Source organism: Sphingobacterium allocomposti, assembly GCF_008124885.1.
In the GTDB taxonomy this organism is placed as follows: domain Bacteria; phylum Bacteroidota; class Bacteroidia; order Sphingobacteriales; family Sphingobacteriaceae; genus Sphingobacterium; species Sphingobacterium allocomposti.
On sequence record NZ_VNHX01000028.1, the window covers coordinates 31,741 to 52,393 of the forward strand.

General features: G+C 48.0%; 27 protein-coding genes. 17 read left to right on the plus strand and 10 right to left on the minus strand.

Features of this window, described 5'->3' with window-relative positions:
* Positions 1-71 precede the first annotated feature (71 nt).
* From BC792_RS16380 to BC792_RS16395, 4 genes are all read left to right on the plus strand, one after another.
* Positions 72-557 (plus strand): very short patch repair endonuclease, encoded by a 486-nt coding sequence (locus BC792_RS16380; protein WP_148910096.1) that lies wholly within the window; start codon positions 72-74, stop codon positions 555-557.
* 201 nt (positions 558-758) lie between these two features.
* Entirely contained in the window at positions 759-1,466 is a 708-nt protein-coding gene (locus BC792_RS16385) for an LD-carboxypeptidase (RefSeq protein WP_148910097.1), read from the plus strand.
* Positions 1,402-1,734, plus strand: coding sequence for a S66 peptidase family protein (locus tag BC792_RS16390; RefSeq protein WP_148910098.1), 333 nt, complete (start codon positions 1,402-1,404; stop codon positions 1,732-1,734). The genes BC792_RS16385 and BC792_RS16390 overlap by 65 nt, the downstream gene beginning before the upstream one ends.
* Positions 1,735-2,104: 370 nt before the next feature.
* Positions 2,105-2,434, plus strand: coding sequence for a hypothetical protein (locus BC792_RS16395; protein WP_148910099.1), 330 nt, complete (start codon positions 2,105-2,107; stop codon positions 2,432-2,434).
* A 92-nt stretch (positions 2,435-2,526) separates the two neighbouring features.
* Here BC792_RS16395 and BC792_RS16400 read toward each other — a convergent pair whose 3' ends face one another.
* The 3 genes from BC792_RS16400 to BC792_RS16410 form a co-directional block, all read right to left on the minus strand.
* The gene (locus tag BC792_RS16400; protein WP_170250063.1) at positions 2,527-3,183 is read right to left on the minus strand and encodes a DUF2490 domain-containing protein; all 657 of its coding nucleotides are present in this window, start codon (positions 3,181-3,183) and stop codon (positions 2,527-2,529) included.
* Between the two features lie 36 nt (positions 3,184-3,219).
* Entirely contained in the window at positions 3,220-3,795 is a 576-nt protein-coding gene (locus tag BC792_RS16405; RefSeq protein WP_148910101.1) for a hypothetical protein, read from the minus strand.
* A 288-nt stretch (positions 3,796-4,083) separates the two neighbouring features.
* Positions 4,084-4,440 (minus strand): winged helix-turn-helix transcriptional regulator, encoded by a 357-nt coding sequence (locus BC792_RS16410; protein ID WP_148910102.1) that lies wholly within the window; start codon positions 4,438-4,440, stop codon positions 4,084-4,086.
* Positions 4,441-4,545: 105 nt separating this feature from the next.
* Here BC792_RS16410 and BC792_RS16415 point away from each other — a divergent pair, with 105 nt between their 5' ends.
* From BC792_RS16415 to BC792_RS16425, 3 genes are all read left to right on the plus strand, one after another.
* Positions 4,546-5,292: an SDR family oxidoreductase gene (locus BC792_RS16415; protein WP_148910103.1), complete on the plus strand. Its 747-nt coding sequence runs from the start codon at positions 4,546-4,548 to the stop codon at positions 5,290-5,292.
* Positions 5,293-5,744: 452 nt separating this feature from the next.
* Entirely contained in the window at positions 5,745-5,972 is a 228-nt protein-coding gene (locus BC792_RS16420; protein WP_148910104.1) for a hypothetical protein, read from the plus strand.
* Between the two features lie 69 nt (positions 5,973-6,041).
* Positions 6,042-6,335, plus strand: a complete 294-nt coding sequence (locus BC792_RS16425; protein ID WP_148910105.1) for a hypothetical protein — start codon at positions 6,042-6,044, stop codon at positions 6,333-6,335.
* Positions 6,336-6,510: 175 nt separating this feature from the next.
* Here BC792_RS16425 and BC792_RS16430 read toward each other — a convergent pair whose 3' ends face one another.
* Positions 6,511-7,374: a cytochrome c oxidase assembly protein gene (locus BC792_RS16430; protein WP_170250064.1), complete on the minus strand. Its 864-nt coding sequence runs from the start codon at positions 7,372-7,374 to the stop codon at positions 6,511-6,513.
* Between the two features lies 1 nt (position 7,375).
* Entirely contained in the window at positions 7,376-7,834 is a 459-nt protein-coding gene (locus BC792_RS16435; protein WP_211357564.1) for a DUF2243 domain-containing protein, read from the minus strand.
* Between the two features lie 309 nt (positions 7,835-8,143).
* On the opposite strand from BC792_RS16435, the gene BC792_RS16440 reads away from it, so the two are divergent.
* The 6 genes from BC792_RS16440 (at position 8,144) to BC792_RS16465 (ending at position 11,926) form a co-directional block, all read left to right on the plus strand.
* Positions 8,144-8,518 carry an MmcQ/YjbR family DNA-binding protein gene (locus tag BC792_RS16440; RefSeq protein ID WP_148910107.1) on the plus strand — a complete coding sequence of 125 codons (375 nt, stop codon included), beginning with the start codon at positions 8,144-8,146 and terminating at the stop codon, positions 8,516-8,518.
* A gap of 77 nt (positions 8,519-8,595) precedes the next feature.
* Positions 8,596-8,952, plus strand: coding sequence for an MmcQ/YjbR family DNA-binding protein (locus BC792_RS18820; RefSeq protein ID WP_148910108.1), 357 nt, complete (start codon positions 8,596-8,598; stop codon positions 8,950-8,952).
* 337 nt (positions 8,953-9,289) lie between these two features.
* Positions 9,290-10,105: a helix-turn-helix domain-containing protein gene (locus BC792_RS16450; protein WP_148910109.1), complete on the plus strand. Its 816-nt coding sequence runs from the start codon at positions 9,290-9,292 to the stop codon at positions 10,103-10,105.
* Between the two features lie 70 nt (positions 10,106-10,175).
* Positions 10,176-10,748, plus strand: a complete 573-nt coding sequence (locus BC792_RS16455; RefSeq protein WP_148910110.1) for an NAD(P)H-dependent oxidoreductase — start codon at positions 10,176-10,178, stop codon at positions 10,746-10,748.
* A 59-nt stretch (positions 10,749-10,807) separates the two neighbouring features.
* The gene (locus tag BC792_RS16460) at positions 10,808-11,197 is read left to right on the plus strand and encodes a (deoxy)nucleoside triphosphate pyrophosphohydrolase (RefSeq protein WP_246155159.1); all 390 of its coding nucleotides are present in this window, start codon (positions 10,808-10,810) and stop codon (positions 11,195-11,197) included.
* Between the two features lie 51 nt (positions 11,198-11,248).
* Positions 11,249-11,926, plus strand: a complete 678-nt coding sequence (locus tag BC792_RS16465; RefSeq protein WP_148910111.1) for a formylglycine-generating enzyme family protein — start codon at positions 11,249-11,251, stop codon at positions 11,924-11,926.
* Between the two features lie 93 nt (positions 11,927-12,019).
* Here the strand turns inward: BC792_RS16465 and BC792_RS16470 are convergent, their stop codons facing one another.
* Positions 12,020-12,892 carry a DMT family transporter gene (locus BC792_RS16470; protein WP_148910112.1) on the minus strand — a complete coding sequence of 291 codons (873 nt, stop codon included), beginning with the start codon at positions 12,890-12,892 and terminating at the stop codon, positions 12,020-12,022.
* 692 nt (positions 12,893-13,584) lie between these two features.
* On the opposite strand from BC792_RS16470, the gene BC792_RS16475 reads away from it, so the two are divergent.
* On the plus strand, positions 13,585-14,259 hold the full coding sequence (locus tag BC792_RS16475) for a hypothetical protein (protein ID WP_148910113.1): 675 nt from the start codon (positions 13,585-13,587) through the stop codon (positions 14,257-14,259).
* Positions 14,260-14,268: 9 nt separating this feature from the next.
* Here BC792_RS16475 and BC792_RS18430 read toward each other — a convergent pair whose 3' ends face one another.
* Positions 14,269-14,406, minus strand: a complete 138-nt coding sequence (locus BC792_RS18430; RefSeq protein WP_170250065.1) for a hypothetical protein — start codon at positions 14,404-14,406, stop codon at positions 14,269-14,271.
* 100 nt (positions 14,407-14,506) lie between these two features.
* Between BC792_RS18430 and BC792_RS16480 the strand changes: the two genes are divergently transcribed.
* Entirely contained in the window at positions 14,507-14,941 is a 435-nt protein-coding gene (locus tag BC792_RS16480; RefSeq protein WP_148910114.1) for a nuclear transport factor 2 family protein, read from the plus strand.
* A gap of 143 nt (positions 14,942-15,084) precedes the next feature.
* Here the strand turns inward: BC792_RS16480 and BC792_RS16485 are convergent, their stop codons facing one another.
* Genes BC792_RS16485 through BC792_RS16495 form a run of 3 tightly spaced genes read right to left on the minus strand, consistent with a single transcriptional unit; the run spans position 15,085 to position 18,325 of the window.
* A complete protein-coding gene (locus BC792_RS16485) occupies positions 15,085-16,815 on the minus strand; it encodes a carboxypeptidase-like regulatory domain-containing protein (protein ID WP_148910115.1) in 1,731 nt (576 codons plus the stop codon).
* An 11-nt stretch (positions 16,816-16,826) separates the two neighbouring features.
* Positions 16,827-17,795 (minus strand): FecR domain-containing protein, encoded by a 969-nt coding sequence (locus BC792_RS16490; RefSeq protein WP_148910116.1) that lies wholly within the window; start codon positions 17,793-17,795, stop codon positions 16,827-16,829.
* The gene (locus BC792_RS16495) at positions 17,792-18,325 is read right to left on the minus strand and encodes an RNA polymerase sigma-70 factor (RefSeq protein WP_246155162.1); all 534 of its coding nucleotides are present in this window, start codon (positions 18,323-18,325) and stop codon (positions 17,792-17,794) included. The genes BC792_RS16490 and BC792_RS16495 overlap by 4 nt, the downstream gene beginning before the upstream one ends.
* Before the next feature lie 234 nt (positions 18,326-18,559).
* Between BC792_RS16495 and BC792_RS16500 the strand changes: the two genes are divergently transcribed.
* Positions 18,560-19,132, plus strand: coding sequence for a porin family protein (locus tag BC792_RS16500; RefSeq protein ID WP_148910118.1), 573 nt, complete (start codon positions 18,560-18,562; stop codon positions 19,130-19,132).
* A 255-nt stretch (positions 19,133-19,387) separates the two neighbouring features.
* A complete protein-coding gene (locus BC792_RS16505) occupies positions 19,388-20,410 on the plus strand; it encodes an LLM class flavin-dependent oxidoreductase (protein WP_148910119.1) in 1,023 nt (340 codons plus the stop codon).
* Positions 20,411-20,653: the final 243 nt, after the last annotated feature.

Genomic DNA, 20,653 nt, shown 5'->3' on the forward strand with positions numbered 1-20,653 from the left:
GCAGATGACACAGAACAAATGGGATTGGTGTCTGTTCTCCTAAAAAAGAGGCGTACGGGCAAATTTTTTTTATGCAGGACAACGAAAAGGATGAACAAGAGATCGAGGCTCCGAGCTTTGAGGAGTCGGCAGGCTGCTACCACACTAGTAAGCAGCGTAGCTACAATATGTCCCGCATCAAAGGAAAGAACTCGAAGCCGGAGATGGTACTGCGTCGGGCATTATGGGCAAACGGTATCCGTTTCCGGCTGCACGATACGTCGCTCCCCGGCCGTCCCGATATCGTGATCAAGAAATATAAGCTGGCTATCTTCGTCGACGGCGAGTTCTGGCACGGCTTCGAATGGAAAGATAACAGAGATCGCATCAAATCGAATCGGCTTTTCTGGATTAATAAAATAGAACACAACATGAGGCGCGATGAAGAGGCAAACCGTGCCCTGCGCGACATGGGCTATACGGTATTCCGTTTCTGGTCGCAGGATGTACTCAAGAAGCTGCCCGCCGTAATTAACCAGATTGAACTCTTTCTGGAGACGAGGCGGCTGTGGAAATAGGAGGATCGGTTCGTCGTGCCTCCCCGGCGATGATGGCTTTTGTGCTTTACGTCTACCCGATCTCCAGACAGTGGGCAGCACGGATGTGCATAACGTATATTTTACACCTGATTTGAAGATATGGAAAACCTTTATCCGGATGCGCCGTTTCAACCTAGATGACCTCTCGCGGCATGAGCGTACAGCTCATAATGGTTTTTTATGATACCTAAGAAATTATACGGCGGCGGGCATGTACGGATAATCGCGCCGGCCAATAGCGTACTTCCAAAGCTAACTTCCGACATTATTGAGCGTGGAATTACACGGCTGAATAGTTTAGGTCTTGAAGTCAGTTTCGGGAAGCATATAAGAGAAGTAAACGATTTTAAAACAGCCTCAGTCAGAAGCAGATTAACTGATCTACATGAAGCGTTTCTCGATAGTTCTGTAGATGCTGTTTTGGCCCTCTCGGGGGGTACGACGTCCAATCTGCTACTATCCCATATCGATTATCGGATCATTAAAGAAAATCCAAAATTTATATGCGGTCTCTCCGACGTTACTGCCTTACTGAATGCTATATACGTCAAAACGGGGGTAGTCACCTACTACGGTCCGCATTTCACGGCGATAGTAGCGAGCACCGATGCCACCTATACACTGACGTATTTTCGAAAGTGTCTCATGGAAGACCATTCGATAACGCTGACACCGTCTGATATATTTTACAATACGCCCTGGACCGACACTGAAAACATAAATTCAGGCTATTGGATCATTAACGAGGGCGAAGCAGAAGGTACTGTCGTCGGGGGTAATCTACTGACGTTCAACTTCCTTCAGGACACGGACTACATTCTTAATGCGGACGATCCGCACCCCGCTGATCTACATTCTGGAGGACAATGCTGCCGAGGACGTCAATAATGTTCAAAACCAGTTACAGGCGCTACTGTTACAGCCTATTTTCAGGCGGGTCACCGGTATTGTCATCGGCAGATTCCGAAAAGAATCCAAGATGACGCGGGAAGTGCTCACTAAGATCATCAGAACAAAGGATGAACTTACTTCCATACCTGTTATCGCCAATGTAGATTTCGGCCATACTATTCCCACCGTAACACTGCCTATTGGCGGGACATTACGGATAAGCGGCACCGGCCACACGGGCGAGATACATATTCTAAGGGGCTAAAAAAATAGGCCGCCGTTTTCTTTTGCGGGTAACCTTTCGGGCAGCTGCTCACAAAATAAGGCCTTCAGCATATGCTGAAGGCCTCCTGCTAAATCGAATATCCAGTTGCATGATTTCCAGATATGTAAAGATATTAATCCAGGTAGATCTACGTGCGTAAAATTTGTCACAATCGTATGACGGCACACTTTTCCTGCCGGCACTTTAACAAAAGATAAAGCCGGTATTAAGCTTCTGTTAAATGCTTCATTTCGTTTCCGAAAGGAAACTGCTTCTCCTATATTCGCCGCAACATATGCGACGGGACGTTGGCTTCACTGCTGATAAAAGTTTGACGATGCTTTGCGCCCTGTCAACAATACATGGATCAATGACGAATACAATTAAAATAGCCACGTGTATCGCTGCTGCCGTCTTTGGATTGGCAGGCTGCTTCCCAAAGGCCAGTGGGGTGATTATGTCTTTACCGGTGGAAAGCAAGGAACAGATTTTAGCACGGTATGATGAGGCGCAACTACAGGAGGGAAAGGCAATTTTCGCTTCTCGGTGCACGCAGTGCCATGCGCTTAAGGATCCGGCATCGCGGGACGCGGCAGCATGGAATAAAATCCTGAAAAGGATGATTCCGATGGCTAAACTTGATGACGCGCAAGGCCAGCTGGTACGGGCTTATCTAATCGCGAATAGCGAGGAGAAATAAGCACAGGCTGGCTGTATTGGCCAAATGCCCATGCCCGACCGGCGGCGGAGGACCTCTTTTCTCGCTGCACGTGCACAGGCCGCTTGTTAAGGTTAAAATTTATGATACCAGCCGATGGTCAGCCAAAGCAGGTTTTCGGTACTATTTCCGATGATGTTTTCTGCCCTGTAATCCAGTCCGAGCTCAATCTGGTCGTCTTCTGAATGATTATATCCGATGGCGGTGAGAAGCCGGATTTCGAGATTGGTTTTGCGGGCTTGTAACACGCCGAGGTATTCATTATTAAACTTAAGGTAATATTCCCGCGGATCGACCTGCAGACCGCTCAGCGGTTTCTCGAAGCTGATACGGTACCGCAGCCTGTATTGGACTTCCTCGTCCTTCTCGAACGTCTGATCCGTGCGGAAGCGATGGGCAAACTGTAGGCCGCCGATCTTCTGACCCAGGCTATACTGCTGTATCAAACGGTGAAGGAACCTGCCATCGATATCGGATCGGCGGACAAGATAGCCTACACCGAAATTTTTCAGGTATCCCCTGCTTGCCGCGGCCACCAGTTCGATATCTGTCCGCTCGTACTCGCTGCGGCCGCCTAGATCGTTCGCAGGGTTCTGGTAGAAGATAAATCGGTTTTCGAGTTTGGCGTTGACCTTCAGCAGATCGCCGACCTTAAAGCTGCCGTTAAACTGCGGCATGATACCGAAGCGGTTCTGCGCATTGGCACAATTGACGACAAGAAGAAACAGCATAAAAAAAGGTATGGATCGCATGCGCTGGAACTAAGACTAATAAATCAAATGGTTGATGCTCCGCGGGATAATCTCCTTCGTCTCGATGTGCTTACCTTCGCTATCAAATAGCGATTCGTAGGGTTTCGAGTCTCTTCTGATCCTGCCGAAATGCTCGATCTCGTACCTTACGGTGTATCGGCCCTCAACGGACTTCCCGGTTATTAGCTGATACAGCGTTTCCGGTGCTCCTGTCCACTGCACCTGGATTTTGCGGATTCTGTATCTATCGTATGCCGACGCAAGATGCGAAGAAATCTGCTCCATAACTTTATCTGAAACCTCTTTTTCTCTCTGTGTCAGTTCGATATCTATTAGTCTACCGGTGGTATCAAATTTCACGCTATAGGTACCTTCGGCCAGCTTGGTCTTCGCCTCGACCGTTATCCCCTGCAAGCTCTCTTCCCGATACCACCTTACCCTGGCATCGGTGCCAAAAAGTTTTTCCATGTAGGAAACGGCAGTGTCGGGAGCCTGGCTGCTGTTGATGCCTGTCTCCCGTTCATACTTTTGCTGGGCCGCGGAAAACAGATAGATTAAAACGAATACTAAACAGAGACCATATTTTTTCATACGTTGTATTTTCTTGCTTATGGGCATATTTACGGAAATCGCTTCCTCACTTTATATGTAGATGCCTACGGACAAACATATATATAACGGGTGTAAAAATGAAATTGTTCTTATTAAGTTACCATTAAACGCAACATACACAGGACAGGTTACAGACAGCGTGTATGGGCGATGAAGATCGCTTCGTCGTGCCTTCCCGCGATGAGGGTATTTTGTCCTGTTTCGCGTCGTTGCGGGCGTGACAGCGCGCCATTTATCTATTTTAAGATTGGGAACATCGGCGAAGGCTTATCGCCCGATGATCTTTTTTCGGTGCGCAATCCCCCATTCTGTAAGATTATCGATTATGGTTTTCAGCGTTCGACCATGTTCTGTAAGTTGATACTGTACCGTGACAGGCTGTGTGTCTAAAACTGTTCTTTTTATTAACTTGTTCAGTTCAAGTTCCTTTAGTTCTTTGCTTAACATCCTATTCGAAATACCGTCCACGTCATTGAGGATATCCGAAAATCGTCTTTTGTTGTAGAAGCAAATCGACGAGATGATAGGTATCTTCCACTTCCCGCTCAACACGTCCATCGAATCCTGAACGGCTCTCATTTCCTTCTTGTGCTCCTGCCTGAATTGTTTTGTTTCGCACTCCATAATGTTACTTTGTTACACCGATGTTATTATTATTTTCCGGAACAAAGTTACTAAAAATAACTTACCAAAACTACCTTTGTGCCATCACACAAAACAAAATTTAAAATGGATTTTACCAACAAAAACGTAGTTATTACAGGTGGCAGCACAGGAATAGGGTTCGCCACTGCACAAGCTTTTATCGACGCAGGAGCGACTGTATGGATCACAAGCAGAAGTGCAGCTAATCTGCAAAAAGCGGCTGAAAAAATCAACAGCCACAAACTCAAAACAGTTGTTTCAGACACATCCGATGTGGCCGGTATTTCGCTATTGGAAAAGGCCATTGCAGCGAGCGGAAACAAAGTGGACGTTCTTTTTCTAAATGCTGGAATTGCCCTCTTTGCACCGATTGAGCAGGTAACAGAAGCAGACTTCGACGCCCAATTCAATACGAATGTAAAAGGCTATTTCTTCACGTTACAGAAATTTATTCCGCATTTGGCGGCTGGAGCGGCAGTACTGCTCACCTCATCTACTGTTGCAACGGCGTCTCCGATGTACGGGAGTGTATATTCCGCAACCAAAGGTGCGGTCAATAAAATCGCTCAGATTGCTGCAAACGAGTTGGCTGACAGAAAGATCAGGGTAAACATTGTGAGCCCCGGACCGACACAGACCGAAGGGTTCGACAAGGCTGTCCCCGATGATGCAGTGAAAAAACAATTTGCTGCAACGACGGCTCTACAAAGAATGGGTACGCCCGATGAAATCGCAAAGACGGTTCTCTTTCTGGCTTCTGACAGTGCCAGTTTTATTACCGGAACAGAATTATTGGTGGATGGCGGTTATATCGGCTACGCGCTGAAATAGGGTTGTAACGACTGTTGTCCGGACAATGACCACAGGCAGTGTTATGCCTGTGTTTTTTTTTACAGTGCTGCCGGGGCTTTGACAGTAGACGAGGTAAAATGTGGGTGTTCGCGTTGATGTTCCTACCTCCTGGCGATGACGGATGTGAGAAGTGAGAAGTGAGAAATCAGAAGTGAGAAACTTGGGGTTAGAATAGTTAGATGGGATTTGAATAGTTAGAAGGGAAGATCGCTTCGTCCCTACCTGCCCGCGGTGACGGGTATTGCGTTTAATGTGCCCGCCTAACTTTAAAGCATGCTCATTGTTTTTCAACCGTGCATTTATTATATTTATAAACGAATAGCTACAAATTAGTATAAACGGCTGATATCGTCGATGTCTGCTTTACGGGAACGGGAACCGACACGACAACACGTAATACAATCTCAGCATGCACGAATAAACTACAGGAAATGAAAACACTACTCACGGTACTATTTTTGTTCACCCTTAGCACCTTCGCCTTTGGGCAGGACTACACGGAAAGAACAACCCAGACTATCTATCAGTCCGGAATCGGCCTCGGCTCGGTTATCGCTGTTGTCGCTTCATGGGATCGCAACAAATCTATACTCTGGGCTATTCTCCATGGAATACTCAGCTGGTTTTATGTCATCTACTTCGCCATGACAAGAAAGTAACATACATATAGCGGCGGACATCCAGCATGCTGTGATACATGGAAAGACTATCCGCGTTGACTTAAATACATGATGACACAACATCTAAAGACCGTACTATGGTTCAATATAGCCATAGCAGTCTTTTTTATACTGAGCTATTCGAATGTCGAATTCTTCGAAAGCAATCTTTTACGCGGCGTGTTGACCTTCGTCCACGAGCTCTTTATTCTCTTGATCGCCACTATCGTTATTTTCAGCTTTCTATACGCCCTAATACTGCTCGTTAAAAGAGAAAATACCCGTCTTAAAATTTTATTGGTTGCGCTAGCATCACTAAATATCTTCTTCACATTTATATTGCCCGGTTTGAAAAGCTATTAAAACGGGGGTAAAACGCCGACGCGGCAGCGGTTAGATTCCAGCCTCCGTGACGTGCGGTGCGGGGTACGCCGACACCGCAATATCCCTCACCCCGGATCGCGGCAAGGTTCTCTCTTACTTCTAAGCGAAGCTTACTTTTTTTCTCCCGTAAAATCTCCTGTCAGGAAGGATGTGCTTAGCCGGGAAACACCGTACGAAGCCGCACATTGGGCTGTTTCCGGAAGAACCAAAGCGTGAATACGATGACGAGAAGGATCAGTTCGGCCAGGTCTCCCCAATAATACATCATAACAGCGGCTTCCTGCCCGGCAGCCACCATACCCTCGTCGACGCCGGTCATTACGCCACTATACGTTTTACATGTAGCGGCGCCGATGCCGGCCGCGGTATTGGTGATATCGGGCAACGCGTATACGTACATAATTTTGCAGAGGCAACCATGCAAAGCTATACTCAGGAAAATGACGGCGAGGCGGACGTAAAGATCGGGCCGGTTTGGGAGTGCCTCCAGGCCGATCACAGACCAGGCAAAGAGGCAACCCGCGAGGACGAAGTGAACATGAACGACGCCATGTAGAAGGGGCGAACCTAAACTAAGTTGATAAAGCGGCGTGAGATAAAGGATATACATACCGCCTACATTCAGCAACAGAGCCGTAAAAGGGTGTGATAGGATATGAATGGCGCGGGATTTCAGGAAAATTGTCATGTTTCTGGCAACCGAAGGCGGCACCGAAAGTAACAGCAGCTTCAAGGGTACTCCTAAAACCAGGAATATGGGTGCATACATGGCTATAAGGAGATGTTGTACCATATGTCCACGGATGTCGTCGTGCCCCCAGTGCATCATCGGCGGTGCCATCCCCACGGCAAGTATAAAAGTGCCTATCACAAAACTGCCTAGATGCCAATAAGAGATATTACGTCTACGGCGACGTAGCCCTAGAAACAGGAGAAGATAGGTTATCCCCAGCAGGGCTACGATGCTAACGGGGATATAGTCTTGCCAAGTCTCTTCAGGGATCGCAATGTTCATCATGTCAGTCATGGTTTGAAACGCGGCGACGATACATTATAAGTCCGATGCCAAGCAGCAACAGTCCCACCGCATTCCACGCGACGTCATACGGGAGCACATTGTCGACATAGCGCACCTGATGAAGGCGCAGTAGCTTGTGATTGACGATGCCGTCGAATAGCTGGAAGCCTCCTGCACCCACGAGCGTTCCGGCCCATGCGAGTTTCGTTAACAACATATTCCTACGACGGAGATCGAGCAGCAGAAAGAAGCCGGCCACCAGAAGAACCAGTTCAAATGCATGCAAAAACCCATCGGCCATTATACCGATAGTTTCCGAGGCGCCATCATAAAAATGATGCCAGGCCAATATTTGATGAAACACGATCTCGTCGACTCCCGCCATTAAGCCTATGCCTACCATGGCCCCAGCCCCCGTCGGCCACCGTACCGCTTTCGCTGTGTTTATTGTGGACTCCATCTTTTCGTTGCTTGTAGATTCTCCACTAGAACGGAGACAACAGCTATTTGTTTAACGAAAGGTAAGACCTGTCACTGTTGCAGTCCAATGCGGACTCCAACTGGGGACTTCTTATACCGGAATCCGTCCGGAGCCTCCGGCGAGTACGCTGGGTAGCAGGCACTAGGTTGTCTCGGCGAACCTCCTGCAATAACGGACTTTTTTGCACGTAATGGCCTACCGCATTTCAAATAACCGTGTCGCCGGCTATCTTTGCTAACGTAAAATTGGTAAAACCAGCCTGTACACTCAACTGTTAAACTGATACTGATGAATATAGAAGATTTCCGCGATTACTGTCTGTCCTTTAAGGGAGCTGCGGATAAAATGCCCTTTCAGAATGCCAAATCCGATTATGATAAAAATATCATGACAATCGGTGTGATGGACAAATGGTTTTGCTTCGTGAATATCGAGGTTTTCGACTTCTGCGATCTTAAATGTGACCCTGTTGAATCCAAGAGGCTGCAGGAAGAGTATGAAGGGATAACCCCTGGCTATCACATGAACAAAAAACATTGGATCAGCGTATACTTCAACAAAGATGTTCCGAAAGATAAAATTGAGTCATTGGTAAAAAACTCGTACAATCTTGTTGCAGAAGGCCTTAGCAAAAAACAACGTGAGGCTTTGGAAAAGCTATAATTTTATAGCAAATTGCATTATGTAATGGCGAAGGTCACCCCGACACAAGCTGGCTACTTAAGGACAGGACATTAAAAATGAACGTAGAAGAACTGAGAGACTATTGTTTATCATTACCGAAAAGCCGTGAAGGAATGCCCTTCTCCAGCTTTTTCCGCAATTCCCGCGCCATCCTGGTGTTCTATAATGAGAATAAAATGTTTTGTCTCTTTGATATAGAGAGGTTTGATTCGTGCACAATCAAATGTTCGCCTGATGAAATACCCGAGCTAAAAGAAAGGTATAGCGCTGTCGGTCCTCCTTTTAATTTAAGCCATAAACACTGGATCAAAATCAGTTTTAATGATGATATGTCCGATCAGACGCTGCTGAGCCTTATTTATAAGTCATATCTTCTTGTTTCGCAAAGTAAAAAGATCAGGGATAAGCGATGACGGCGCGAAAGGATTCGCGGTCTATCTATAAAGATCAGTGTGGCGATTCCTTACAGCAAATTGATCTCTTTTTTTCAACATTCCAGATTTGCCATCTTCAGTAAAAATTCTGCTAACTCTATGATCAGCTTCGTATCAGAAAATGTATGCTGTGTAGTTCAGATAGCAAGATAGCAGTCTACATGCTCAATCCGAAAGGAGGTTTTATGATAGAGATTTGCCTCTGGAACATCGCCCTGTGATCACCGAGACTATATAAGCATATGCTGCGCGATTAAAGGGCAATTCATAGAAGTTTGCTATCTTTATGGTCGCTGCGAGCTATATCCACCTGACAATGGAAAAAGACCTCTATAACGACTTCAGAATACCTGTTCCGACGGGCTTTGAGAAAGTCTTCTCCCATTTTTATTTTGCAGGGAATACTTCAGATCAGACGGTAACAAAAACGTTGCTACCCTCTTACCAAACCATTTTCGTATTCAGCTTTGGAAGCAACGTTTTGCTCGAGTCTACACAAAATACACAACTGACAGTTGATAAATGCCTTGTTTTAGGAACCATTAAGCGCGCTTTCACCTATTCTTTGCCGCCTGGATCGAGTATATTGGTCGCCGCACTCAAAGACGACGCCTTTTATCGGTTTTTCGGATCATCCCCCGCTACTGAAAATCTGCCCATCGATCCCTGCGGGCTGGTCGATGGCAACTGTTTTACGGCATTATGGTATGAACTTAATAAAATTGACAACCCAGATGAGCAGGTGCGCTATATTCTTGAATTTTGCAGACCTTATTTGCGCGAGCAAAGCGGGGTCGCGCAACAGTTATTAGATTACGGCGAGGGATCGCTAAGCCCGATTAAAACTGTTGCTACCTATAATAGCCAATCCGAACGGAGCATTCAGATCAAACAAAAGAAATACTTCGGTTATTCCGTCAAAGAACTCAGCAGATACAGGCGCTTCTTAAAGGCGATAAAACTTATAGAAGACATGGCTTCTAAAGGGGCGAAAGAAGATTGGTTCCGGATTATCCATGAATGTGGCTATTATGACCAAAGCCAGCTGATAGGCGACTTCAAACATTATATTAACCTTAGCCCGACAAGGTATCTTAAATTTCAGAAGGAGATCTGCAATCCTAACCATTGACTTCGTTTTCTTACAATTTTCCGTGTGCGTGATCCACTACTTTTATGCTAGCAATTAAAAAAGTAGAACGATGAAACATTTAATTATCTATGCCCATCCGAACGCACATAGCCTGAATGCGCACTTCAGGCAGGCCGTCGTTGAACATCTCTCCGCAAACGGACATGAGGTCGAGGTTCGGGATCTGTATCAGTTAAACTTCAACCCGGTTCTGTCGCTGGCCGATATGGAAGGGCAGCGGCAGGGGAGCGTATCCGAAGATGTAAAAAACGAACAGCGCTACATCGACTGGGCAGACTGTATCACATTCGTATTCCCGATCTGGTGGACAGGTCTGCCCGCCATCCTGAAAGGGTACATCGACCGTGTTTTCAGTTACGGGTTTGCTTACCGCTATGACCAGGGCATTCAAAAGGGATTGCTCACAGGAAAACAGGCCGTTATCATTAACACCCATGGAAAATCGCAAACGGAATACCGTGATATCGGAATGGACACGGCTTTATCGCTTACGTCGGACAGGGGCATTTTTCTGTACTGCGGTTTTGAAGTTAAGCGCCATTTCTTTTTTGATAAAGCGGACCGGGCAGACGCAGACACAGTCGCACAGTGGACCGAGCACATTCTCGAAGCATTTCGGTGAGGAGCATAAGGGAAGCTGCCGGTCGGGCGCGGTAGCCGGATTTTTTCTATATTTATCGCATGATGTTGCATGTAACCTGCGCCGTCATTGAACACAATGACAAAATACTGATCTGTCAGCGCTCGGCGCAGATGAAATTGCCGCTAAAGTGGGAATTCCCCGGCGGCAAAATAGAGGCCGGCGAGCGGAAAGAAGATTGCCTGAAAAGGGAAATCAGGGAAGAGCTGGGGCTGGAAATTGAAGTACAGTCGCCCCTCACTCCCGTGCAGCACCGCTATGCTGATTTTTCGCTCTGCCTCTACCCCTTCCACTGCACATGGACGGGAGGCGACCTGGCCATGATGGAGCACGCACAGGCCCTATGGGTGGAAAAATCCGATTTAAAGCATTATGACTGGGCGGAGGCCGATGTGCCTGTCGTTAACGAGATTATTTGCCTAGGACTGTAGGGCAAGGCTATCATGAAGAATCTCTTTTTCAAGCAGCTATAGTACAGAAGAATGGTTAGCATAGATTTAGCAAAAGATTTTATTAAAATTCCTGCGGGCGATATTGAACTCAGGGATGATCGCATTAAACGGAGGTGGACGGTTAAGGTCGACTCGTTTCTGATCGCGAAGTTTCCGGTGACACAGGCGCTTTATGAGCGGACGACCAACGAAAATACTAGCGGATTCAGGGGCAGGAATCTGCCTGTCGAAAGTGTTTCCTGGATAGAAGCTGTAAAATTCTGTAATCTACTATCGGACCTGCACCGTCTTGAAAACTGTTATACCATTGAAAGTAAGGATGATGCCTTTTTTGACAAATCAAAAAACGGTTTCAGGCTCCCCACGGAGGCGGAATGGGAATTTGCATGTAAGTCGGGAACGAACAACATCCGATATGGAAATTTGCACGATATCGCCTGGTTCAAAGAAAACGCCGACAAACGCCCTCATGATGTTGGACTGAAAAGACCAAACGACTGGGGCGTGTACGATATGCTTGGGAACGTATGGGAATGGTGTTCTGATATTTACGATGAGGCGGTCTACGGCCGCTATCGGATTTTCAGGGGCGGCGGATGGAATGATGAGGAAAGAAGCGTCATGGCTACGACCCGAAGGCGAAGCCACCCCGCATCGTTCAAAATTGACGACCTTGGGTTTCGGATCGCCATCAACTTACCTGTCTAGCGGGGAGGAAACTGCCTTCGGTCTCCCCTCCTAACGATAGACAAGGAAGGGCGCTAATCAACTGACCAGCGCCCTTTCCTTCAGACTATCCGCTTATTTGGTTCCTCCGGCGACCGAAATAACGGTCTGCAAAATCACCGACAGTACCACAAAAAACAGCCCGGCATAAAACGAACCATTGACCTGCTGGCTTTCGTTGAAAAAGATAAACGCTACAATAATGGCGTAGATTGGCTCCAGATTCATGCTTAGGTTTGCCGTGAACGCCGATATATTTTTCAATGCCTGCGTAAGCAAAACATAGACTAGCACGGTACAGAAAGCTGACAATAACATCAGATAGATGCTGTCCCGAAAATCAGGAATAAGCTGTCGGGCGGGAAAAATATAGAGATATATAGGGAGAAGGACTCCTAATCCGATGGTTCCTCCGACCATCTGGTAGTAGTTGATCAACCTACTGTCGTAACGCCCGGCCAACTGCTTATTGTAAATAGAATACAGACTGTAAAATAGCGGCGAAATGATTCCCAGCGCTATTCCCAGACGGTAAGATGTGTCGAAACTAAAAATAAGAGCAATGCCCAAGATGGTCAGGGCGCTTAATAACAACTGCGATAGCCGGAACCTGGTCTTTGTCATCAAGGGTTCCAAAACGGCGGTGAAGAAACTGGCTATACAGTAGCAAACGACGCCAACCGAGATATTGGAATATTTAATGCCCGCGAAAAAGAAAACCCAGGATAGGGCGACGAGCACGCCTACGCTGCCAATGGCCACTTTTTCGGAAAAACGGAGGCGTTTTTCGACTTTAGAGAATCGGAGGACGAAAAACAGGATGATCGCCGAGAAGGCTACCCTGTACCAGGTCAGCAGGCCCTCGTTAAGTGTTATCAGTTTACCCAACACGGGAGAAAGGCCAAGAAACAGCACAGCAATGTGTAGCTGAAGATATGATTTTTGCATAAAATTATCTACGAATGATTTAATATTTAACTGAAATATAGGGATATAGCAACACGTTCCGATAGACTTATCGGATATGATGTTCCACTGTCGCTAAACGTTATTAGAATCTGGGGGGTGAAGATAGTTTTATGCGCATATCTTTTTTCTTTTGTCTTACAAAAGTAGTAAACGGCTGTCTTATACAGAAAAAAAATAATGCGCCGGCTTTATTGTAGATATGGGCAAAGATGCTGCTTTCATCGGTTAGGATCGCTTCGTCGTCATTCCTCCTCGCGCAGGACGTATTCTATAGCGCTGCTATCACATTGTCTTAAACGCCGCCGATTTGTTAACAGGTGTTAAATTTACACTATGGACATAACAAAAATGAACATCCGGCGTTATAAAAGTAATTCATAATTCAGGTTAATAATTGGTTAGTAGTAAAAATCCTGGAGCTCCCCGCTTCAGGATTTTTTTCTTTTGTTATTCTTAATTATGGAAAATCCCAGAGAAAGTCATACTTAAGTTAACTCAAAGACATATGCGTAAACAGTTCACAGTGATACTTGCGATCCTCATGGCATCAGCACCGATACCCGCCTCCTGTCTCTTCAAATAATGAAATATTAGGAGATTGGGTGTAGCGCAACGGACGCAAGCCTCGTTTACACCGTATTATTAACTATACCGCTCTAACAAAACCTGTCATGAAGTACATACAAATACTCGCCCTTTTTCTGTGTTTACTGATAGCCTGCGGCAAAACCGGGTCTGAACCTGAGATCATTATTGAACCGCCCTATCCCATCGAAGTACGGTTGGATAGTATCCAAGAAGGAGAAATGTATAACGCAAAGATCGGCGACCCGCCTGAAAAGGTTTACGCAGACCTGCAGTTTTTTGCCAGAGGATTTACGCAGAAACCGTATCTGGGCATCGTAGGTGGTCTGAACGGGCGCATTGAGGATCTGGAAGGCCGCATACCATTATACAACTCGCTGATTTTCGATCGGAAACCGAGTGCTAGCGCGGGCGGCCAGATTTATTTTGCCGACGGCACCGTCAACGCGATCTATAATCGCCTCGGCAAAAAGTTAACCGCCTGGCCCGAGGGCTCGCCATCAGCACTACGCATCGGCGACCGGATAACAGACATCTATGGGAAGCTCATAACGATTCGTGCGGATAGGCGCTTCAGCAACTTATTCGACTATATAGGTATGTACGAAAAGAACATAGAAACCGCGTACGATCCTTTCCAGGAGAGATCCGACCGGTGGGATTTTAATTTCTCCATCGATAGCAAGCAACACATCCGGTTGAATCTGGTGTTCGAAGATGGAAAGCTTGTAAAGATCCGGTCCACCTATGAGCGCTATTGATCTGTTGCATCAGTACATATCGTGCGGGTGCTCCCCGCCGCCATTTCCTTCTTCCGCCACGGTCATGGCATTCGGATCCGGCCCCGGCCATCGCGAACGGCTTGTGATGTTTTCACCGATTTTTTCACCGCAGTTACCGAGAAACATCCGAGGTTAATCTAATCGCTATTCGGTAAATGTCATGTCTGCTCTACCTTTGGTGTATCAAATAAGAAAAAAATATACATCACATTAAAAAACGACAGATATGAAAACGACATTTAAAACTATCGCCGCAGCATTGATCATGGTTACCTCTTTCAGCTCTTTTGCGGCCGTGAAAATCGACCCGCTGAAGAACGTCGAGTCCGGCAAGGTGATCCACACCTACCTGGAAGCAACAACCCTGGGAACCACTGTCCTTAACGAACTTCTTTTTGCGGATGATTTTGAGTACCGCAATGCGAACAACAACAGCCGTGTAGGCAAGAAGGAATATGTCAAATTTCTTAAAGCCAACAAAGGCATTCAGTACAACTGCGAAAGCAGCTACGAAATCCTCTCGCAGGACGGAAAGGTGTGCGTAGCCAAGGCGGTGATGACGTTCGATAACTTCACGCGCGTAGATTATATCACCTTGACACAGGAGAAAGAAGGCTGGAAGGTGAGCGCCGTGGAAACAACGTATCCGGCCGTTAACTAGCATAGTGTACCTGTCTGGCAGGACTAGCCTCCCCGACAGGGCGCCCGCCGGCGTGGGGACTTGCATTGCCCCGCGCCGGAAGTGTAAGCTCAAGGCAACGCTTGGGCCGTCCTGCGGGCACTATATCTACAGCCAGGCATCCGTTACTTGAAAGCATATGCCAGACCAATGGTGCCGCCGCCATGAAAAGTGTTACGCGCGGCCTTTGCTCCCCAAAAATTCCACACTGCTCCATCCGCGGGTATTCCGGTATGTATAGCCTCTGTATAGGTTATGGTGGGTGCAGCGAAGATCTGTAGGTTCCGGCTTAGATGAAATGCCGGCACCACCTTGAAAGAGACCCGATTGGCCTCGTTGTATTTCCAGCTTTTCTCGAACTGTACCCGCTGGCCAATCTCGGCAGATAAGGTGAAACGCGGCCTCTGCACAAGGTGCGCCCCCAGGGCCGTCTCGATACCGTATCCGAGCTCAGTACTGTTCAGATAGGCGCCCATGCCCACGACCGCGTACAACACCCGTCCGCCGCTTTTAAAGTGAGTGTAGGCAAATCCGCTTTCGTCGATCCCCAGCGCCAACTGACGTGAACCATTCTTAATCCAGTTAAAGACCCCGATCGGATAATCACTGCTATCGGCAATGTTCACCACGGCGATTTGTACACCCCGCACCTTCTTGGCAATGTTGACGCCTCCCGCAATCTGCCCCGCTACCTCCTGTCGGGAAACGTTGAGCGCTCCGGCGAGCTGCATTCCTGACCGTGCATGGTTGGCGAAGTTGGCCCCGCCGGCCACCTGTATTCCTGCCGTTGTGTCGGCCTTGTTCCACAGCCCGGCCATCTGCACGCCCGACAGATTATTGAGGCTTACGTTTCCCACTCCCGCTCCCTGAAAGCCACGGACATGGCCTCCGACGATATTCACGCCGCCGGCAAGCTGTACGCCCCGCACATCGAACTGATTGATATTAAACACGCCGGCAAGCTCAGCGCCTTCTACCCCTGCAGTATATCCCCCGATGATGTTCAACGAAAACTTGTTGACAACCTGCGAATTAAGTAAGCCATGGGTACTTAATCCCGGCGTCATGGAAACCTGCACCGGACTGTAGACAAAGAATCCGCCCAGGTTAAGGTTCTGAATACGCTGCCGCGAGCTAGTAAAAAATCTGCCGAGCGCGGAGCCCGAGATGGTTTTGCTCGAGTCGGATGTCTCGTAATAGCCCACCCTCCGCCTCTTAGCCAGGTCGGATACCTCCACGGGAAGCAACAGAACGAGCATTGTATCGCGGTAGTTTTCCTTACTGAGCGCGATAGTCAGGGTATTTCCGGGGTTCCGGACATCCATTTCAAAATAGCCGTTCCGGCCGGTCAAGGCAGAAGCCTGAAACGTCGTCCGGTCGTATACGGTTACGAAGTGGATCGGCTTATTGGTGCGGACGTCTTTTACATAGCCCGAGACCCGTGCCCGGTTGTTTTTGGCGGCCGCAAGATCGACCTTCCGTACATCCAGCCGTCGGGGGGCATAGGTAATGATGATATGGGAATGCGTTTCTTTAAAGCTATATTTTTCGCCAAGCAACTGTTCCAGGTAATCGATCAGCAACCCGTTGTAGGGGCCGGAATGGATCTCCCGGTCCAGATCCAGCAGGTTGCTGTTGTATGAAAACTGTATGGCATGCGCTTCTTTCAGGGTGTCAAAAACCTCCCGTAAGGTAACGCCTTCAAATCCGGGCACCTGTATAGGCCTTGCGAGTCTAGGCTGCGCGCACACCGGAGCATATATGGAACACATGATCACGAAACCGAACGCCAGAATCTTCGACTTGCGGATAATATATAGGATGATCTTTAAATGTCTAACAAAATTATGATACATGGATATGGTGCTTAGTTGATGTAGTAAATGCTGTCTCTATGCTGCATTTTCAGGTCGAACGTTTTCAGGATGACCTCCAGCATATCTTTCAGACTTTGCTGTTCGAACGTTGCCGTATAGGGTAATGTTTTCGTTTGCGGATCTTGGATCAGGAACTTCTTCCCGTACGCTTTTCCGAGGACATCGAAAACGCGTTGCAGCGGCGTATTCTCGAACATGAATTCCTCATGGACATAATAGCGGTACAACTGATCGGGAACCGGCTTGACGCGGATTTCTTTCTTGGCTGTGTCGGAAACGACCACCATCTGATCGGGCTTCAGGACAAGCTCCTGCCTGCCATGCGCCACCTTAACGGAGCCGCTGGCCACGATGACTTCGGTGTCGGTACCCTCCCGACGGACATGGAAGCTCGTTCCCAATACCGTGATTTTACTTTTTCCGCTTTCGATCACAAAGGGATGTTCGGGATCTCTGCTGACATCAAAGAATACTTCGCCCCGAACCAGATGAACCTTTCGATCCCTTCCCAGCCAGTCTTTCCGGTAGGTCATCTCCGCATGCGTATTGAGGTGGGCCGTGCTACCATCCGGCAGTTCGGCGTGCTGCACCTGCATCGCTGTTTTCAGCGTGTTTTCCACGCTGAGCACGGCGCGTAGCGTCCAGAAACCCAACGTACAGAACACCAGCAGTGCAGCAGCAACACCCAGTGCGTTCATCGTCCTGCGCTTTCTACGGGAATGAAGCAGGTGCAGGCGGTTTTCGCGCGCATCACGTTTGCGGAGAAAGTCGGCCCAGACCATATCCAGATCAATTTGAGGCGCCTCTTCTCCACGATCTCCAAAGGCCTTCCATAATTTCTCCATTCTTTCAAATTCTCTTTTATTGCCGCTGTTTTCGGCGATCCAGTTTTCCACGCGGAGGCGTTCTTCCTGATCGGCCTCTCCGGCAATATATTTGATAATCAATTCTTCGTTCATAACCTAGTCATTATAATTAAAGTCACTATATTCAGATAATCGGCCAGATGTACCCGCAGGTGTTTCAGTGCTTTCGTCATATGCCCTTCCACCGTCTTCAATGACAGGCTGAGCGCGTCGGCGATTTCCTGGTATTTTAGTTCCTGAAACCGGCTCATTTCGAAAACCATCCTGCTTTTCTCGGGCAGTTTGGATAGTGCTGCGTATAACTGCTGCTTCAGCTCATGATCATTCTGGTGCAGGAACGATTCGTCTCTGTTAGTGTACTGCTGGTGCGCCTGATATCTTGCCTTGTGCTGCTCCCTTTTCAGTAAATTGATGCTTTCGTTGTATACTGCCCGATAGAGATATGCACGGATCGACGTGTGGATGTCGTATTGCCCATCTTTTTCCCAGAGCTTCAGAAACACCTGTTGGACGGTTTCCTGCGCTGCATCGGAATCGCCTAGTATCTTAAAGGCATATCTATGCAACTCCTGAAAATGAGTCCGGAAGACTTCTTCAAACTTCTTTTCTTTTTCTAGTAGCATCGGCTGCTTGTTCATTTTCGTCAACATATATTCTGACCGTCTTTATCATGTAGACAACCAACCCCGCCTCTACCCTGATAAAAAATCTATTTTTTGTTTACATGTCCTGCCGCGACGAAAATAGGCAATATAATTTTATGTCTTTTTTTTATTCGGGGCCAAGGGTACGCACGGGATCGACTGTCATAGTTTAAAAAACAAAACAAAAATTTTAATTTAAAACAGCATTAGACAATGAGAAATTTAAAAAAGCACGTGCGTAACGCATCCTTGTTTCTTGTTTTAGGTCTTGGGGTTCAACTGTCGGCTACCGCACAGGAAGCAGAATTCGGCGTTAAGGCGGGAGCGCTCTACAACATGCCCAGCTACGGGAGTTCGGTGAGTAGCTCAGATTCGAAGTTCGGCGCTCAGGCGGGTGTTTTCGTACGTACAACGGCGAAAGTCTATCTGGAGGGCGAACTGGCTTTTTCGACCTTTAAATCGTCGTACACCTATGAACAGAAAAAATTCAACCCCACCTTCTACCAGCTGAATTTACCTCTTCAGGTCGGGTATAGACTGGTCGATACGGAGCAGATGACGCTAAGAGCATCCGTCGGCCCGCAGGTGAACTTTAATCTAAAGAAAAATCAGGCTACCACCAATGCCGATTTTAAGCCATTTACATTCGACGGTCTTGTTAACATCGGAACTGATTTCGATCGCTTTTCGGTTGATCTGCGGTATAATCATACGATCAACAAGACAAGCGCAGAGCTCGATAGCCGCAACCGCATGGTAGGACTGTCGGTTGGCTATAGATTTTAAGCTGCCGCGTTTGATTGATGGGGCCTCTAAAGGGCCTCATTATGTTTTACTGACCTCGTCTTACGTTTTTTGGCGCCTTCATTACGGGGCGCCATCTTACATTTTGCCCTGATGTATCAACGGAACGGACACTGCCGTTACAACACGACATAAATCAGACAAAACGGTATTGTACGCACGGAGCAATCGAACTACCTTTGTTAAACGCCTGGGATGGGAAGTTTGGAATAAGGGAAGCGTAACAGCAATATACATATGAAGAAAATTGGCTTTTTATCGTTTGGTCACTGGGCTGACCATCCAGCATATAGTACCCGCACCGCACGCGATACCTTACTTCAGTCTATTGAGCTGGCTGTGGCTGCGGAAGCAATCGGACTGGACGGGGCATATTTCCGTGTTCACCATTTCGCTAGACAGCTGGCCTCGCCTTTTCCGCTGCTGGCGGCTATAGGGGCCCGTACGGAAACAATTGAGATCGGCACCGGCGTAATCGATATGCGCTACGAAAATCCGCTGTATATGATTGAAGATGCGGGGGCTGCCGACCTGATCTCAGGCGGCCGCCTACAGCTGGGTATCAGCAGGGGGTCGCCCGAGCAGGTGATCGATGGCTGGCGTTATTTTGGCTACGAACCGGCAGAAGGCCAGACGGACGCAGACATGGGTCGGGAAAAGGGTCTTCAGTTTCTCGAAAAACTCTCCGGCGTAGGGTTTGCGCAACCTAATCCCAACCCGATGTTTCCGAATCCTCCGGGGTTACTGCGGCTGGAGCCCCATGCCGAAGGCCTCCGCAACCGAATCTGGTGGGGAGCGGGATCAAATGCTACGGCCGTGTGGGCCGCTGAGCATGGCATGAATCTTCAAAGTTCTACACTGAAGGACGACGAGAGCGGAAAACCCTTCCACATACAGCAGGCCGAACAGATCCGCCTGTATAAAGAGGCCTGGAAAAAGGCCGGTCATGCAAGAGAACCCCGCGTCTCGGTAAGCCGCTCGATATTTGCAATCGTTAGCGATCAGGACAGGTACTATTTTGGTCATGAAGCAGACCGCGTTGATAAGATCGGCATGATAGAGCCCAACAAGCGAGCGATCTTTGGCCGTAGTTATGCCGCCGAGCCTGAAAAACTGGTCAGGGAACTTGCCTTGGACGAAGCTATACAGGAGGCGGACACGCTGCTGCTGACAATACCGAACACGCTGGGTGTCGATTACAACGTACACGTGCTTTCTGCCATACTGGAGCACGTTGCTCCCGAGTTAGGTTGGCGCTAGCTGACCCGACAACGTGCCTTGTCGGTTATACTGGAGAGGTCCAAAATACCTGTCGTTGTCGTTGCGGACCGGAAAAAGGCGCTTACCGCCGAAGGCCGGCGCGAATTAGACCGGTGACGGCGGCGCCAGAAACGCAGGGTTATCCGTTCGTGTCCAGCCTCAACGGTAGCATGCCCCCTCGGTTCGGCTAGCACGTCGCCATGCTCCCGGAACTTCGCATTTTTGCGGTCCTCCTACCCTTGT

Bases quoted from the DNA above. Each gene is read 5' to 3' on its own strand.
- BC792_RS18430 (WP_170250065.1), bottom strand. From the start codon at position 14,406: ATGTTTCTCGGTAACTGCGGTGAAAAAATCGGTGAAAACATCACAAGC.
- BC792_RS16460 (WP_246155159.1), top strand. From the start codon at position 10,808: ATGATGTTGCATGTAACCTGCGCCGTCATTGAACACAATGACAAAATA.
- BC792_RS16410 (WP_148910102.1), bottom strand. From the start codon at position 4,440: ATGGAGTGCGAAACAAAACAATTCAGGCAGGAGCACAAGAAGGAAATG.
- BC792_RS16480 (WP_148910114.1), top strand. From the start codon at position 14,507: ATGAAAACGACATTTAAAACTATCGCCGCAGCATTGATCATGGTTACC.
- BC792_RS16475 (WP_148910113.1), top strand. From the start codon at position 13,585: ATGAAGTACATACAAATACTCGCCCTTTTTCTGTGTTTACTGATAGCC.
- BC792_RS16450 (WP_148910109.1), top strand. From the start codon at position 9,290: ATGGAAAAAGACCTCTATAACGACTTCAGAATACCTGTTCCGACGGGC.
- BC792_RS16430 (WP_170250064.1), bottom strand. From the start codon at position 7,374: ATGATGAACATTGCGATCCCTGAAGAGACTTGGCAAGACTATATCCCC.
- BC792_RS18820 (WP_148910108.1), top strand. From the start codon at position 8,596: ATGAACGTAGAAGAACTGAGAGACTATTGTTTATCATTACCGAAAAGC.
- BC792_RS16505 (WP_148910119.1), top strand. From the start codon at position 19,388: ATGAAGAAAATTGGCTTTTTATCGTTTGGTCACTGGGCTGACCATCCA.
- BC792_RS16420 (WP_148910104.1), top strand. From the start codon at position 5,745: ATGAAAACACTACTCACGGTACTATTTTTGTTCACCCTTAGCACCTTC.
- BC792_RS16490 (WP_148910116.1), bottom strand. From the start codon at position 17,795: ATGAACGAAGAATTGATTATCAAATATATTGCCGGAGAGGCCGATCAG.
- BC792_RS16415 (WP_148910103.1), top strand. From the start codon at position 4,546: ATGGATTTTACCAACAAAAACGTAGTTATTACAGGTGGCAGCACAGGA.
- BC792_RS16470 (WP_148910112.1), bottom strand. From the start codon at position 12,892: ATGCAAAAATCATATCTTCAGCTACACATTGCTGTGCTGTTTCTTGGC.
- BC792_RS16405 (WP_148910101.1), bottom strand. From the start codon at position 3,795: ATGAAAAAATATGGTCTCTGTTTAGTATTCGTTTTAATCTATCTGTTT.
- BC792_RS16395 (WP_148910099.1), top strand. From the start codon at position 2,105: ATGACGAATACAATTAAAATAGCCACGTGTATCGCTGCTGCCGTCTTT.
- BC792_RS16440 (WP_148910107.1), top strand. From the start codon at position 8,144: ATGAATATAGAAGATTTCCGCGATTACTGTCTGTCCTTTAAGGGAGCT.
- BC792_RS16455 (WP_148910110.1), top strand. From the start codon at position 10,176: ATGAAACATTTAATTATCTATGCCCATCCGAACGCACATAGCCTGAAT.
- BC792_RS16495 (WP_246155162.1), bottom strand. From the start codon at position 18,325: ATGCTACTAGAAAAAGAAAAGAAGTTTGAAGAAGTCTTCCGGACTCAT.
- BC792_RS16380 (WP_148910096.1), top strand. From the start codon at position 72: ATGCAGGACAACGAAAAGGATGAACAAGAGATCGAGGCTCCGAGCTTT.
- BC792_RS16500 (WP_148910118.1), top strand. From the start codon at position 18,560: ATGAGAAATTTAAAAAAGCACGTGCGTAACGCATCCTTGTTTCTTGTT.
- BC792_RS16435 (WP_211357564.1), bottom strand. From the start codon at position 7,834: ATGGAGTCCACAATAAACACAGCGAAAGCGGTACGGTGGCCGACGGGG.
- BC792_RS16485 (WP_148910115.1), bottom strand. From the start codon at position 16,815: ATGTATCATAATTTTGTTAGACATTTAAAGATCATCCTATATATTATC.
- BC792_RS16425 (WP_148910105.1), top strand. From the start codon at position 6,042: ATGATGACACAACATCTAAAGACCGTACTATGGTTCAATATAGCCATA.
- BC792_RS16400 (WP_170250063.1), bottom strand. From the start codon at position 3,183: ATGCTGTTTCTTCTTGTCGTCAATTGTGCCAATGCGCAGAACCGCTTC.
- BC792_RS16385 (WP_148910097.1), top strand. From the start codon at position 759: ATGATACCTAAGAAATTATACGGCGGCGGGCATGTACGGATAATCGCG.
- BC792_RS16390 (WP_148910098.1), top strand. From the start codon at position 1,402: ATGCGGACGATCCGCACCCCGCTGATCTACATTCTGGAGGACAATGCT.
- BC792_RS16465 (WP_148910111.1), top strand. From the start codon at position 11,249: ATGGTTAGCATAGATTTAGCAAAAGATTTTATTAAAATTCCTGCGGGC.